Origin of the sequence: Roseinatronobacter sp. S2, assembly GCF_029581395.1 — a bacterium.
Taxonomy (GTDB): domain Bacteria; phylum Pseudomonadota; class Alphaproteobacteria; order Rhodobacterales; family Rhodobacteraceae; genus Roseinatronobacter.
Genome location: NZ_CP121116.1, coordinates 108,484 through 120,855 on the forward strand (window position 1 = coordinate 108,484; position 12,372 = coordinate 120,855).

The 12,372-nt window shown below is 60.2% G+C and carries 16 protein-coding genes and 1 riboswitch; of the genes, 9 read left to right on the top strand and 7 right to left on the bottom strand.

Features of this window, described 5'->3' with window-relative positions:
- Positions 1-7 precede the first annotated feature (7 nt).
- Both P8S53_RS20095 and gcvA read right to left on the bottom strand, forming a co-directional pair.
- Complete coding sequence (locus P8S53_RS20095; RefSeq protein ID WP_277807313.1) at positions 8-1,906, bottom strand: ABC transporter ATP-binding protein; 1,899 nt, start codon at positions 1,904-1,906, stop codon at positions 8-10.
- 139 nt (positions 1,907-2,045) lie between these two features.
- A complete protein-coding gene (gene gcvA / locus P8S53_RS20100; RefSeq protein ID WP_277807314.1) occupies positions 2,046-2,963 on the bottom strand; it encodes a transcriptional regulator GcvA in 918 nt (305 codons plus the stop codon).
- 174 nt (positions 2,964-3,137) lie between these two features.
- On the opposite strand from gcvA, the gene P8S53_RS20105 reads away from it, so the two are divergent.
- The 3 genes from P8S53_RS20105 (at position 3,138) to P8S53_RS20115 (ending at position 4,567) form a co-directional block, all read left to right on the top strand.
- Positions 3,138-3,347, top strand: coding sequence for a hypothetical protein (locus tag P8S53_RS20105; protein WP_277807315.1), 210 nt, complete (start codon positions 3,138-3,140; stop codon positions 3,345-3,347).
- A 48-nt stretch (positions 3,348-3,395) separates the two neighbouring features.
- Entirely contained in the window at positions 3,396-3,587 is a 192-nt protein-coding gene (locus P8S53_RS20110) for a hypothetical protein (RefSeq protein ID WP_277807316.1), read from the top strand.
- A 224-nt stretch (positions 3,588-3,811) separates the two neighbouring features.
- Positions 3,812-4,567: a hypothetical protein gene (locus P8S53_RS20115; protein WP_277807317.1), complete on the top strand. Its 756-nt coding sequence runs from the start codon at positions 3,812-3,814 to the stop codon at positions 4,565-4,567.
- Positions 4,568-4,580: 13 nt separating this feature from the next.
- Here the strand turns inward: P8S53_RS20115 and P8S53_RS20120 are convergent, their stop codons facing one another.
- Positions 4,581-5,168 carry a TetR/AcrR family transcriptional regulator gene (locus tag P8S53_RS20120; RefSeq protein WP_277807318.1) on the bottom strand — a complete coding sequence of 196 codons (588 nt, stop codon included), beginning with the start codon at positions 5,166-5,168 and terminating at the stop codon, positions 4,581-4,583.
- Positions 5,169-5,236: 68 nt separating this feature from the next.
- Here P8S53_RS20120 and P8S53_RS20125 point away from each other — a divergent pair, with 68 nt between their 5' ends.
- Complete coding sequence (locus P8S53_RS20125) at positions 5,237-5,665, top strand: VOC family protein (RefSeq protein ID WP_277807319.1); 429 nt, start codon at positions 5,237-5,239, stop codon at positions 5,663-5,665.
- 12 nt (positions 5,666-5,677) lie between these two features.
- Here P8S53_RS20125 and P8S53_RS20130 read toward each other — a convergent pair whose 3' ends face one another.
- Complete coding sequence (locus P8S53_RS20130) at positions 5,678-6,322, bottom strand: TetR/AcrR family transcriptional regulator (protein ID WP_277807320.1); 645 nt, start codon at positions 6,320-6,322, stop codon at positions 5,678-5,680.
- A gap of 110 nt (positions 6,323-6,432) precedes the next feature.
- On the opposite strand from P8S53_RS20130, the gene P8S53_RS20135 reads away from it, so the two are divergent.
- From P8S53_RS20135 to P8S53_RS20150, 4 genes are read left to right on the top strand one after another with little or no spacing between them, the layout of a single operon-like run.
- Positions 6,433-6,966, top strand: a complete 534-nt coding sequence (locus P8S53_RS20135) for a GFA family protein (protein WP_277807321.1) — start codon at positions 6,433-6,435, stop codon at positions 6,964-6,966.
- Complete coding sequence (locus tag P8S53_RS20140; RefSeq protein ID WP_277807322.1) at positions 6,956-7,255, top strand: hypothetical protein; 300 nt, start codon at positions 6,956-6,958, stop codon at positions 7,253-7,255. Before P8S53_RS20135 ends, P8S53_RS20140 begins: the two co-directional genes overlap by 11 nt.
- A gap of 54 nt (positions 7,256-7,309) precedes the next feature.
- A complete protein-coding gene (locus P8S53_RS20145; RefSeq protein ID WP_277807323.1) occupies positions 7,310-7,669 on the top strand; it encodes a metalloregulator ArsR/SmtB family transcription factor in 360 nt (119 codons plus the stop codon).
- Complete coding sequence (locus P8S53_RS20150; protein ID WP_277807324.1) at positions 7,647-8,117, top strand: SRPBCC family protein; 471 nt, start codon at positions 7,647-7,649, stop codon at positions 8,115-8,117. The genes P8S53_RS20145 and P8S53_RS20150 overlap by 23 nt, the downstream gene beginning before the upstream one ends.
- A gap of 64 nt (positions 8,118-8,181) precedes the next feature.
- On the opposite strand, the gene P8S53_RS20155 is transcribed toward P8S53_RS20150, so the two are convergent.
- The 3 genes from P8S53_RS20155 to P8S53_RS20165 are packed head-to-tail and all read right to left on the bottom strand — an operon-like array spanning position 8,182 to position 10,859.
- Positions 8,182-8,895, bottom strand: coding sequence for a DUF1428 domain-containing protein (locus P8S53_RS20155; protein WP_277807325.1), 714 nt, complete (start codon positions 8,893-8,895; stop codon positions 8,182-8,184).
- 39 nt (positions 8,896-8,934) lie between these two features.
- Complete coding sequence (locus tag P8S53_RS20160) at positions 8,935-9,591, bottom strand: glutathione S-transferase family protein (RefSeq protein WP_277807326.1); 657 nt, start codon at positions 9,589-9,591, stop codon at positions 8,935-8,937.
- A gap of 14 nt (positions 9,592-9,605) precedes the next feature.
- Positions 9,606-10,859 carry a serine hydrolase gene (locus tag P8S53_RS20165; protein ID WP_277807327.1) on the bottom strand — a complete coding sequence of 418 codons (1,254 nt, stop codon included), beginning with the start codon at positions 10,857-10,859 and terminating at the stop codon, positions 9,606-9,608.
- A gap of 349 nt (positions 10,860-11,208) precedes the next feature.
- A riboswitch (cobalamin riboswitch) is annotated at positions 11,209-11,408 on the top strand.
- A gap of 191 nt (positions 11,409-11,599) precedes the next feature.
- Between P8S53_RS20165 and P8S53_RS20170 the strand changes: the two genes are divergently transcribed.
- Positions 11,600-12,370, top strand: coding sequence for a ferredoxin (locus P8S53_RS20170; RefSeq protein ID WP_277807328.1), 771 nt, complete (start codon positions 11,600-11,602; stop codon positions 12,368-12,370).
- Positions 12,371-12,372: the final 2 nt, after the last annotated feature.

Below are 12,372 nucleotides of genomic sequence, written 5' to 3' on the forward strand. Positions count from 1 at the left end.
GCTGCGATTACGCTGGCGCTTTATCCGGCATTGCATCGGTATCACCGCTTAGGAAACCGCCTGACTGGCGCTGCCAAAGATCGGCATAAAGCCCGCCGTGGCGCAGCAACGCGTCATGACTGCCTTGCTCCACGATGCGGCCCTTGTCCATCACCACAAGCCGGTCCAGCGTTGCGATGGTCGACAGCCGGTGCGCAATGGCGATGACGGTCTTGCCCGCCATCAATGTGCCAAGTTGCTCTTGAATCGCGGCCTCTACTTCGGAATCCAGCGCGGATGTGGCCTCGTCCAGCACCAGAACGGGCGCGTCTTTCAACAGCGCGCGGGCAATGGCGATCCGCTGGCGCTGCCCGCCCGACAGTTTGACACCACGTTCGCCCGCATGCGCATCAAGGCCACGGCGCCCTTTGGCATCGACCAGATCGCGCACAAAATCCCATGCCTGCGCGCGTTCAAGGGCGGCGATCACCTCGGCATTGGTTGCATCGGGGCGGCCATAGGCCACGTTCTCGCGGATGGACCGGTGCAAAAGGGCGGTATCTTGCGTGACAACGGCAATGGCGCTGCGCAGACTTTCTTGCGTCACGGTTGCGATGTCCTGACCATCAATGCTGATCTGCCCGCCTTGCAGATCGTGGAAGCGCAACAACAGGTTCACCAGCGTAGACTTGCCCGTGCCGGACCGCCCGATAATGCCCACCCGTTCACCGGGCCGGATGGTCAGCGACATGTCACCGATCACCCCGTCGCGCTGGCCATAGTGGAACGCGATGCGGTCAAACCTGATCTCGCCCTTTGGCACCACCAGCGCTTGTGCATCCGGCCTGTCATTCACCGCTTGCGGCAGGGCAATGGTGTTCATGCCGTCCTGCACTGTGCCAATGTTTTCAAACAGCCCGGCGATTTCCCACAAGACCCATTCCGACATCGCCCTGATCCGCGTGACCAGTGCAATCGCCACCGCGATGGCCCCGATTGAAATGGTGGCCATATACCAGCCATAGATCGCCACACCGGCGGTCGCGGCCAGCAGCATGGCGTTCATCATCTGCAATGCAACGGTCAGCTTGGTCACAAGCCGCATCTGCCGGTGCACAGTCACCATGAAACCGCTCATCGCGTCGCGTGCATAGTCCTGCTCGCGGCGGGTATGGGCGAACAGCTTGATGGTCTGGATGTTGGTGTAGCTGTCAACGATCCGCCCCGTCATCTGGGCGCGCGCATCGGCCTGCTGCATCGAGATGGCGCGCAAGCGCGGCACGAAATACCGCGCAATGGCGATATACGCAAAAAGCCAGACGATCAGCGGCAGCGTCAGGCGCAAATCCGCAGCCCCCACCAGCACCACCGCGCCGATGAAATAGACAACCATGAACACCAGCACATCAGTCAGCTTCATCACCGTTTCACGGATGGCAAGTGCTGTCTGCATGACCTTCTGGCTGACCCGACCGGCAAATTCATCCTGAAAGAAACTCATGCTTTGCCCAAGGATATAGCGGTGCGCAAGCCAGCGCGCGATCATCGGGTAATTGCCGAAAATCGTCTGATGCGTGACCAGCGATTGCATAAACACGATCAGCGGGTAGCCAATGACAAACAGCGCCCCAATGCCCACCAGACGCCACAGATTGTCATCCAGAAAACCCGCACGTTCGGCACTGCCAAGCCAGTCAACCAGTTGGCCCATCATGCTGATAATGGCAATTTCAACCACCGAAATTGCCGCTGTAAGCACGGACATCACCACCAGCCACGGCACCATCGGCCGCGAATAATGCAGCAGGAACGGCAACAGCCGCGCGGGCGGGCGCAGGGCTGCGTCGTTCGGGAACGGGTCTACGCGGCGTTCAAAATAGGCCAAAAGGCCCTTTTCACGCGGTTTTTCTTGCACTCTCATATCCATCCTGCACATCCTGAAGTCTTGTCAGGGGGTATTGCTACAAGTTCAAGTGCACTTTAGGTCAAGTGGAAAATTCAAAACCCCGCGCTGGTTTTTCACGCCCCGCATCTGACGACAGCGCCGGGGGGCGTGTCAGATCAGCTTACGCCGGATCTGATGCCTTTGCTTCGTCAAGAACCCAATCCGCAAATGCCCGCACCTTGGGGCGTGTCGCATCCTCTTGCGGGTAGACGACATAATAGCAATAGTTCTGGCGCATGTCTGACGGGGTTCCGAACGGATGCACCAGCAGCCCCGCCCGCAGGTCTGCGGCAACGACAACCTGCCCGACCAGCGCCACACCTTGCCCGGCAATGGCGGCCTGCGCGACCAGAGTATCTTCGCTGAAGCGGGGCCCGTGTTCGGGGTCAATATCGCCCAACCCGCTGGCTTTCAGCCACATGCGCCAATTGGGCGCGAAGGCGTGCTGCATGCGCCATTGCGAATGCAATAGTGTGTGGTGGCGCAGATCGGTCGGTTTGCGCAGCGGATGCGCCCCTTCCAGCAGCGCCGGACTGCACACAGGGGCCGAAAGTTCCGACATCAGGCAGCGCACTTCCATCCCGTCATATTGCCCATCACCATAGCGCAGCGCCACATCAACATCGCCACGCTGGAAATCGGCCAGCCGGTCGGTGGCATCGATGCGGATATCGAACTGCGGATGCAGGGCACGAAACCCCTCCAGCCGCGGCACCAGCCATTTCGCCGCCAGTGACGGCGCAACGCTGATTGTCAGCGCGCCCGCGTCCTCTTGCCGGCGCATGTCACTGTAGCCTTCGGCAAGCAGGTCCAGCCCTGCGGTCAAGGCAGGCAATGCAACCCTGCCAGCATCCGTCAGCAACAATGCGCGTGTCAGGCGGCGAAACAGTTTTACCCCGACAATGTCTTCCAAGGCCCTGATCTGCTGGCTGATGGCGGCGGGCGTCACGTTCAGTTCGTCGGCGGCTTTGCTGAAGCTCATATGTCGTGCCGCCGCTTCAAACGCGCGCAGGGCATTCAGTGGCGGCAGTTGGCGCATGGGACCTCATAGACAAGAATAACTAATGCATAGCGCAGAAAGCATCGTTTGTCACGATGCCTAATTTTCCCCATGTTTAAAGCGTTGCCAGTGAATCACAAGATATTCTGGCCAGTTTTTGAATTAGGTTTCCTTGTCTACGGACAGCGCGACCCCAACCCACAAAGGTGACACATGCTTCCTTATGTCAACATGATCAACCACGACGCCAACGACACGCGGCGACAGGCCAATGAAGCGCAGGCCGCGGCAATCTATCAGGGTTTGCGCCGGACCGGACGTCTGGTTCGGACCGCAGCGCATGCGTTGCGCCGCCTTTGGGCCGCGCCGGTGCGGGCCTTGCATTCCCGACCGCAAAAGTCGGCACAGGTATCGGGCGGCTAAGCAGCGCCCTGCATTTATCCCTTCCAACCCCTCAAGATGGAGTGTCACATGCCCCTCAACAGCCTCATTCGGAAATGGCGGATGCGCACGCAGCGGCGTCGCCTGATCCGGCAGGACTTGAAAGCCTTTGCTGAAATCGACCCCGATCTATACAGCGATATCGGCCTTTTTCCGCAGAATTTTCACGAACAGGCCGAACGATCGGCAGATCGCAGATTGCGCATGTGCTGCGCACACTGAAATGACCGTCCGCAGCAACCGGAATGGTCCGGCCACACAGGGCGTTCATCCGGTTTGACCCTAAGCGCGATCACAGCCCCAGAAGCAGGCCCGCAATGCGCCCCCAACCATCAGACACATTTGCGTGCACACCCCCCCATTACCGCCGGGGGGGCAAAGCGGTCCTTCCCTTCGCGACAAGTTGCTTCTATCGCTGATCAGATGACCAACCAGAAGGAAAGCATGTGAAATTCATCGGCATCGTCACTTTGCTGGCGGCGGGATCTGTATGTGGCATGGCGCAGGCCGAATGCGCAGACATTGTTCTGCGTATGCACATCACAAAAGCCGATCATTTCAATTCCGCAGGAACGCGCATAACCGACGCTGCGGGTATTTTGCAGCAAAACCTGTATCATGTGAACAGCGCCCACCAGATTGACGCGCTGGACGCGACCGATCCCTATTTTCAGTCCCGCACCGCCCGGACCGCGTTTGCCAAGGCAGCGCGCAGCCACCTAAGCCAGACACAATCCGCGCGGATACAGGACATCACGCGCGAGAATGTCATCACAATCGGGGTCAATGGCTGCATTGATTTTGACACAAGGCTTGCGGATTACCGCATTTCGCACATCACCTTCTCTGATATCACGGATCAGGGCTACACTGCGCCGTTCATGCCCGCTGCCGATGACGCATCCATGTGGTCCGCGCAGAACCCCGAACTTCTGGGCACCCATTTCCACAAGACCATCAGCGCGCGGGATTTTCGCATTGCGTACCTGGTCAATCCGGAAGCAAAGCTCATGATGCTCGACACCGAATTCTTCTGCGGCACATTGGGCTGCTCTGCTGTGTTGCTTGATGCGCAGGACAATCTTGTTTGGGAAGGTGAAATGGTCGAGCAGGGCGTGTCTGTCATGGTCGCAGCGGACGGCAACATCATCAACATCTACAATGCAGACAATCAGCTTAGCCAGATCAGCATGCCCAGGTGACGCAAGCCGCCGCTTAACTGCTGTGCCGAAGCAGCGCATGCAGCACGCTGTTGATTGCGTCTTCATAGGCGGCGGACCCGGCGCCCGCGTCGCAGGCAAGGGCTGCGCGGTCGAACATGGCCGAAACCATGTCAGCCAGCGCGTTGATCTGCGCATCGTCCATGTCTGTGCCGATCACGTCCGACAGGCCGCGGCGCAATTCATGCCCGCCGGTTTCCAGATCGATCCGGCGCATGGTTTCGACACCAAGCGCGGCTGGCCCTTCGAGAAGTAGCAACCGAACACGTCCGGGCTGGCGCATCGCCTTGAAATAGGCACGCGCGCCGTCCAGAAGCGCCGCCATCGGGGATTGCGCGCCCGACGACCCTGCCTCGATCTCCTGCGCAACTTGTGCGGCCTCGGCCTCGACCACGGCCAGAAACAGCGCCTGCTTGTCCTTGAAGTGATGATACAGCGCACCGCGTGTGACCCCCGCCAGCTGCACGATTTCGGGCGTTCCCGTCGCGGCAAAGCCCTTTTCAAGAAATAATGCGCGCGCTGATCTGATCAGTGCGCGGCGCGTCTCTGCGCGCCTGTCGGAATTTGAACGCCTCTCTTGCATACATGCAGCCTGTATGTTAATTGATCACATACATACACACTGTATGTTTTTTGTAAGAAAGGCAAGTAATGAAAGTAACACAATACTATCCAGTGCTGATGGTCGCGGATGTGGCAGCGGTCAGCACGTTCTATCAGGCGCATTTCGGCTTCAGGCCGCTGTTCGACAGTGGCTGGTATGTGCATCTTCAATCCACCGAGGATGAATCCGTCAATCTGGCAATTCTGGATTGCCATCACGACACCATTCCCGTCGCTGCGCGAAACACCAAAGCGGCTGGCATGCTGCTGAATTTCGAGGTGCCGGACGCCGCGCAGGTGTATAACACGCTTCAGGCCAAGGGCCTGCCGATCCTGCTGCCCCTGAGGGACGAGCCGTTCGGCCAGCGCCATTTCATCACCCGCGACCCCGCAGGCGTGCTGATCGACGTGATCACCCCCATTGCCCCCAGCGCCGAATTTCTGGCGCAATATGCCGATGACGCTGTGCCGCAATAAAGGCGGCAGGCGTCAGCGCGTAGCCTGCGCGCCCACCCCATAGGCGCAAAGGAAAATACGCACGCTTTCCGTCGCGTGCCTGTGTCGCGCATCGCGGTCCGGTATGCCCGCGTCGCCCAGCAGCATTGCCGCACTGGTGGGCGCACCCATCACGATCCAGTTGAAAAAACTTGCAGCCTCAATGGTGTCGGGGGTGTTTAGCTGGCCAATGGCGGTGTAATGCGCGCAGGCCCGCGCCAGCCGGTTAATCGCTTTTTGTGGTCCGTTCTCGAACAGGGCCTTGCCAAGTTCGGGAAACCGCTCCACCTCGCCAATGACCATGCGGCGCAGTTGCATCAGGCGCGGGGTCAGCACCACATCCAACTGCTCGATCGCCGCCTCCAGCAAGAACTCCTGCACGGGCCGGTCATCCAGTGGCGCGCCAGGACCCTGTTCAAGCGTTTGCGCAGCACCACCTGACATCGCCACCACGACATCAATGAACAGCGCCTGCTTGGATTTGAAATGCGCATAGATGGTCTGTTTGGACACGCCCGCCCGTTCGGCCACCTGATCCATGCTGGCACCCAGAAACCCGGCCGTCAGAAACACATCTTCGGCTGCGGCCAGAATTTTCTGGCGGCTGCGGCGCATGCGGGTTTCGGCACCGTTGGACATGGTGTGACGCCTTCTTCCTGTGATCGCGCGCAGTTTAGCACCTTTGCTTGACAAATGGAACTGGACCGTCCAGTCTAATCAATGAGTCAAGATGCAGCGGGACAACCCAGATGACCGACGTAACATGCGCCTGCGGGCAGGTGGCCCTTACCCTTTCGGGCAAGCCTATCCTGAGCACTGAATGCCTGTGTTCGGACTGCCAGCAGGCGGCGGTGGTGTTTCAGGCATTGCCGGGCGCGCGCGCTGTTGTCGATGACAAGGGTGCCACGCGGTTCGTGCTGTATCGCAAGGACCGTGTCCGGTGCGAACGCGGGCAGGAATTTCTGGCAGAGCATCGGCTGACCGACGCCAGCACGACGCGCCGCGTGATCGCTACATGCTGCAACACGCCCATTTTTCTGGATTTCACCCAGGGGCATTGGTTGAGTGTGTATGGCGCGCTGTGGCCGGAAGGCGCACTGCCGAAGCTGGATTTGCGCACCGTGACAAAACACGCCCCGGCGGGTGTGGTGCTGCCAGATGACGTGCCCAACCCAAAGACCCATAATTTCAGCTTCTTCGCCAGACTGATTTTGGCCTGGGCGGCAATGGGGTTTCGGGTGCCACCACATGACTATGTGAAAGGAAAGCTGAATGCCCGCTGAAAGTGACAAGGTCGAGGTTGAAAACATCATGTCGCCGGGCAGGGTCCACCGCGTGGACCGCGCCAAATATGACGCCATGCGCGTGGCCTTGCTGTCTGTCCTGCCCATGTCCCCGCGGGGACTGACTGTCGCACAGGCCAAGGCGGCGCTGTTGCCGTTGCTGCCAGATGCGCTGTTTCCCGGCGGTGACAAGGCCGGTTGGTGGTTGAAAGCTGTGCAGCTTGACCTTGAAGCCAAGGGAATCATTGCCAGAGAAAACACCAAACCCTTGCGGCTGCACATCACTTAGCCAATCGGATAAGTTTTTATTGACACTGTGACCCGCGCCGCATAACTTAGCCATATGGCTAATCATGATTCCCGACTGGACCTGTTGTTCACCGCACTTGGCGACCCGACGCGGCGTGCGATTCTGACACGCCTTGCGCAGGGCGAGGCCAGCGTGACGGAACTGGCCGCCACCCACGACATGGCGCTGCCGTCGTTCATGAAGCACCTGCGCAAGCTGGAAGAGGCGGGGTTTATCACCAGTACCAAAACAGGCCGCATCCGGTCCTGCGCCCTGTCGGCGGATGCTTTCGCGCCGGTCGAGATATGGCTGGACGCGCAGCGTGCACTGTGGACCGACCGGCTTGACCGCCATGATGACTATGTCCGCAACCTTCACAGGAGAAGACAAGATGAAGCTGAATCCGAAAACTGATCTGAAGCTGGAACGCACCCTTGATGCGCCGCGCGCACTGCTGTGGGAATGCTGGACAACGCCGGAACATATAAGGCAGTTCTTTGTGCCCAAACCGCATCTGGTCAAATCCTGCGAGATTGACCTGCGCGTTGGCGGGCGGTTCAACACTGTGTTCGATGTGGATGGCGCAGAGATGAAGAACGAAGGCGTCTGGCTGGAAATTGTGCCCGATGAAAAGCTGGTTTTCACCGATGCTTATAGCGAAGGCTGGGCACCAAGCGAAAACCCCTTCATGACCGCAATCATCCTGTTCGAAGACGCGCCCAATGGCGGCACCCGCTACACGGCCATTGCCCGCCACCGCACCCCCGATGCCCGACAGTCACATGAAGATATGGGGTTCTTCAGCGGCTGGGGCACAGTTGCGGACCAGCTTGTCAGCTATGCCAACGCACTGAAACGGTAGGTGTGTTTCGCGAAGCGCTGAATGGGGGGCTTGCACTTGCAGGCCCCCTTTTCGGGCGACCGGCCTACACCTCGACCAGCGGCGCGAACCCGCCAAAGATCATGCGCTTGCCGTCAAAGGGCATTTGCATTTGTGCAAAGCGCGCATCCTGCATCATGCGGCGGGATCCGTCATCGCGGGTGGCCTTGTCGGGCCATTGCGTCCATGAAAACATCACATCTTCATCGGGTTTGGCCTGCACGGCGCGGCGGAAATCGGTAACGGTGCCGTCCGGCACATCCACGCCCCAATTTTCCATGATCCATGTCGCGCCATATTCCATAAAGATCGGGTCTATGTCTTGCGCAAAACTGCGAAACGCGGCGCGCCCGTCCTTTGGCACGGCACAGATGAAGCCATCAAAATACCCGCCCGGCTGGCGCGTGCCCAGTTCCAGAACCGGTTCAAACCCGCCATAGATCACGCGCTTGCCATCAAATGGCATGGGGTTGGTGTCCATGCTCAGACGCGGGTCGTTGATGGCGTCTTTCATGGCCGCGTCATGGATGGCCCTTGACGGCCACTGATACCACGCGAACACAACGGTTTCATCTGCCTGTGCCTTCACCGCCATGGGGAAGGATGTCAGCTTGCCATCGGGCACATCATCGCCCCAACATTCGGCACCGTGCAGCAGGCCGTAAGCGCGAAACCCGTCCATTGCCGTCGTGGCATGGGTGCGAAACGTGTCGCGGTTGGTATTGGGGACGGCGGCAACGAAGCCTTGGATATAACTCATCTCTCTCTTTCCTTTCATATGTGGGTTTTTTGCGTGGTATCAGTCTGCCGCCGCAAAATGGGCCATCTGGTCGGCATATGCTTTGGCGAAGGCAGGGCGCGCGGTGGCGCGTGCGACATAGGCGCGGCAGGCGGGCGCATCGGCCAGCCCGTCAAAGCGGTCAACAAGGCGCAGCACATCGGACATCGCGATATCTGCAATTGAAAACGCGCCTGCCAGCCAGTCGCGCCCCGCCAGAATCTGTTCGGTGTATTGCACCCGCGCCTTCAGAAACGCATCCAGATGCGCCCGCCCCGGTGTCTGCTCCGTGTCGCGCGCGAAGTGGAAGATCGACCAAGGCAGACTGGCCGCTTCGACCGAATTCAGCGCGGCGAAAAGCCATGTGATGACATCTTGCCGCGCGCGTGGGTCGGTTGGCATCAGCGCAGCACTGCGTTCGCCCAAATAAAGCAGGATCGCCCCCGATTCAAAGATGGTCTGGTCGCCATCTGTCAGCCACGGGACCTGCGCATAGGGGTGCTGTGCCATCTGGTCCGCATCAAGGTCGCGGAACGGCACGCTTGGCGTAAACGGCACGCTGGCCACGCGGTAGGGCAATCGCGCTTCTTCCAGCGCCCACCGCACGCGCAGATCACGCACATAGCCGCGCGGCAGGTCGGGCACCCAGTCAAGGGTTGTCAGTATCATATCGGGCATTGGCATATCCTTCGTCATCGCGCGTCAAAGGCCGCATGGGTGAACGCATCGGCCAGCGCGACATCATCCGGGCCGGTCATCATGCGTTGGGTGAACAGGGCCGCCACTGTGTCACTGGCCGGATCGCACCAGAAGCTGGTTCCATACCCGCCCCACCAGCCAAAGCGCCCGATTGCGTCCTGCGGCGCGGTGCGTATGGCCACGCCCAGACCCCAGCCATGTGTGTCCCAGAAATCTGCCGGAAACCATGGCGATGCCGCTTTTTGCGCGGGCGTAATCTGGTCGCGCAGCATGTCATCCACCAAAGCCGCATCCAGCAGCCGCCCGCCATCCGCCATGCCGCCTGCCAGCAAAAACCGGCCAAACGCCAGAAAATCATCAACGCTGGAAACATGACCACCGCCACCGGCCTGAAACACAGGCGGGTCCGCGAAACTGTCGGCAGCGGCTGAATTCCACCGCTCCAGCGCACCAGTGTCAGGGTTGGCCGCGTATTGCGTGGCCAGACGGTCGGCAGGGCCGGAAAACGCGGTGTCTTGCATCCCCAAGGGCGCGCAGACCCGCGCGCGCAGAAATTCGTCCAGCGACATGCCGCTGGCGCGCGCAACCAGCACGCCCGCAACATCAAGGCCGGTGTGATAGCGCCACGCCGCGCCCGGTTGGTGCATCAGCGGCAATGACCCCAGCCGCGCCATGTAAGTGTCGGCATCTTCCGCAAACAGCGTTGGCCCCGGCATTACGCCAAGCGCCTGCATCTGGCCTGCAACCGGCACTTCGGCAGGGTCGGCGAACACAATGCCCAGCCCCATGCGCATGGTTAACAGGTCGCGCAGCGTGATCGCGCGGGTGGCAGGCACCGTGTCATCAAGTGCGCCACCCTGTTGGCGCAGCACATGCCGGTCGGCCAGTTCGGGCAACCATGGATCGACAGGATCATCCAGCCCTATTGTGCCATCCTGCACCAGCATCAGTGCGGCCACCGCCGTCAGGGGCTTGCCGATGGACGCGACAGCGAACAGCGTATCGCGCGTCATGGGCGCGCCGCTGTCAATATCGCGCAGGCCCGCAACATGGGTCCAGACATCCGGCCCGCGCGCGATCAGTGCCACCAGCCCCGGCACCTGACCGGACGCGACCGCCCTGTCCAGCGTGGCTTGCAAACTGCTGAAATCTGACGCCCGCACCGGATTAGTCCAGCCAAGCGCCAAGGGCAGTGCGGCGGCCCCGGCCAGCGTTTGCCTGCGCGTCAAGAAGGGGGTTTTGCACATCAATCTCTCCCGTTTGGACTCAGTGTATTACATTTTGTAGCAAGATAAACTTGCATATACAAGTTTAAGGTCAGATCACACCGGACACCAGCGGCGCGATCCTTTCGGGGCGGGCTGAAAATGCCACCGCGCAAGGCCGCTTACGGCAAAAACCCTGATTTCCGGCGACATGGCCTTGCGTCTGCTAAATGTTATAATATAACATTTCTTATCTGCCCTGCAATTTTTGTCTGCATGCCCATGACCCCGCCAACCCACATCATCCACCTGATCCTGACCGTGCTGTTGCGCGGCTTTTCCCCTTTGCCCGACACCATGCCGAAATGACCTTGCCGCCGAATAAAGTTCAAGCTATGCAACCTGTGATGGTGCCCGGAATAGTCCGGGAGAATAGGGAAGCCGGTGCGGGGACAACCCCCAATTCCGGCGCTGCCCCCGCAACTGTAAGCGGTACGCACCCCCTTTATGCCACTGAACCAGCCGGTTCGGGAAGGCGGGAAGGTGCGACACCCGCGAGCCAGGAGACCTGCCATCACCAGAAACACAAACCCGGGCGGGGTGCCCCGGAGGAGGAAGTAATGACCAGACCTATGGCCGTGCCCGGCCACATACTGGCGCGTTCCTGCTTCTCCGCAAGGAGAGGGAATGCGCATGATTGCGAAATCTGACACTGCCACATCACAACGGACGGGCATCAGCGGTCTGCCGCGCTCTGGCCCCATCCGGCCAAGGGTGCAACCGTGATGGCGGGCGCAGATCATCTTGTCATCTGCTTTTCGCAGCCCAGCCTGTCGGCGCGCGACGAAGCGCGTTTCAGGACAGCGCTTGATCTGGCGGCGCGCAAAACATTCGGACCCGCAATTTCGGTGGTCCGGCTGGAAGGGGCCGGAACCGATCTGGTGGCCGCAATGCGCGATGCGCGCGACACGGGTGCGCAACATCTGCGCATCATGCCGGTCGGGTTCCCGATGGCTGCCAATATCCGCGCGTGGCTTCCCGGCGCAATTGCCCATTTTGCCGCCACAGAAGGCGGGGATATGCGCATAGACCTTGCTGATCTGTGCAATGTCGAGGATGCAGCGCAGGCACTCGTTGCCCTGTCGATCAACGCAGATGCACAGGATTTGCAGGCCGTCCGGCCAAGCCTTGGCAAGCCGGGCTGGCAGTTTCTGCCCGATTTCGACACCCATATTCTTGTTTGCACAGGTCCGCGCTGCGCCTTTCGCGGTGCAGGAACGCTGCATGCACAACTGAAGGCCCGCATCGCAAAAGCAGGCCTGTCCGACCGCTGCATGACCACAACGACCGGCTGTCTGTTTCCCTGCAATCAAGGTCCGGTGCTGGTGCTGTATCCGCAAGGGGCCTGGTATCACGTCCCGGATCAGGACGCGCTGGACCGGATCGTGTGCGATGTCATCGCACAGGGTGGCGATGCCCCCGACCTGCGCCTGAGCGAACGCCCGGGCAGCCGCCGCGACATGTCCCCCACAAAAATCGAAAGGATAAAGTAGCG

Bases quoted from the DNA above. Each gene is read 5' to 3' on its own strand.
- P8S53_RS20095 (WP_277807313.1), bottom strand. From the start codon at position 1,906: ATGGATATGAGAGTGCAAGAAAAACCGCGTGAAAAGGGCCTTTTGGCC.
- gcvA (WP_277807314.1), bottom strand. From the start codon at position 2,963: ATGCGCCAACTGCCGCCACTGAATGCCCTGCGCGCGTTTGAAGCGGCG.
- P8S53_RS20105 (WP_277807315.1), top strand. From the start codon at position 3,138: ATGCTTCCTTATGTCAACATGATCAACCACGACGCCAACGACACGCGG.
- P8S53_RS20110 (WP_277807316.1), top strand. From the start codon at position 3,396: ATGCCCCTCAACAGCCTCATTCGGAAATGGCGGATGCGCACGCAGCGG.
- P8S53_RS20120 (WP_277807318.1), bottom strand. From the start codon at position 5,168: ATGCAAGAGAGGCGTTCAAATTCCGACAGGCGCGCAGAGACGCGCCGC.
- P8S53_RS20125 (WP_277807319.1), top strand. From the start codon at position 5,237: ATGAAAGTAACACAATACTATCCAGTGCTGATGGTCGCGGATGTGGCA.
- P8S53_RS20130 (WP_277807320.1), bottom strand. From the start codon at position 6,322: ATGTCCAACGGTGCCGAAACCCGCATGCGCCGCAGCCGCCAGAAAATT.
- P8S53_RS20135 (WP_277807321.1), top strand. From the start codon at position 6,433: ATGACCGACGTAACATGCGCCTGCGGGCAGGTGGCCCTTACCCTTTCG.
- P8S53_RS20140 (WP_277807322.1), top strand. From the start codon at position 6,956: ATGCCCGCTGAAAGTGACAAGGTCGAGGTTGAAAACATCATGTCGCCG.
- P8S53_RS20145 (WP_277807323.1), top strand. From the start codon at position 7,310: ATGGCTAATCATGATTCCCGACTGGACCTGTTGTTCACCGCACTTGGC.
- P8S53_RS20150 (WP_277807324.1), top strand. From the start codon at position 7,647: ATGAAGCTGAATCCGAAAACTGATCTGAAGCTGGAACGCACCCTTGAT.
- P8S53_RS20155 (WP_277807325.1), bottom strand. From the start codon at position 8,895: ATGAGTTATATCCAAGGCTTCGTTGCCGCCGTCCCCAATACCAACCGC.
- P8S53_RS20160 (WP_277807326.1), bottom strand. From the start codon at position 9,591: ATGCCCGATATGATACTGACAACCCTTGACTGGGTGCCCGACCTGCCG.
- P8S53_RS20165 (WP_277807327.1), bottom strand. From the start codon at position 10,859: ATGTGCAAAACCCCCTTCTTGACGCGCAGGCAAACGCTGGCCGGGGCC.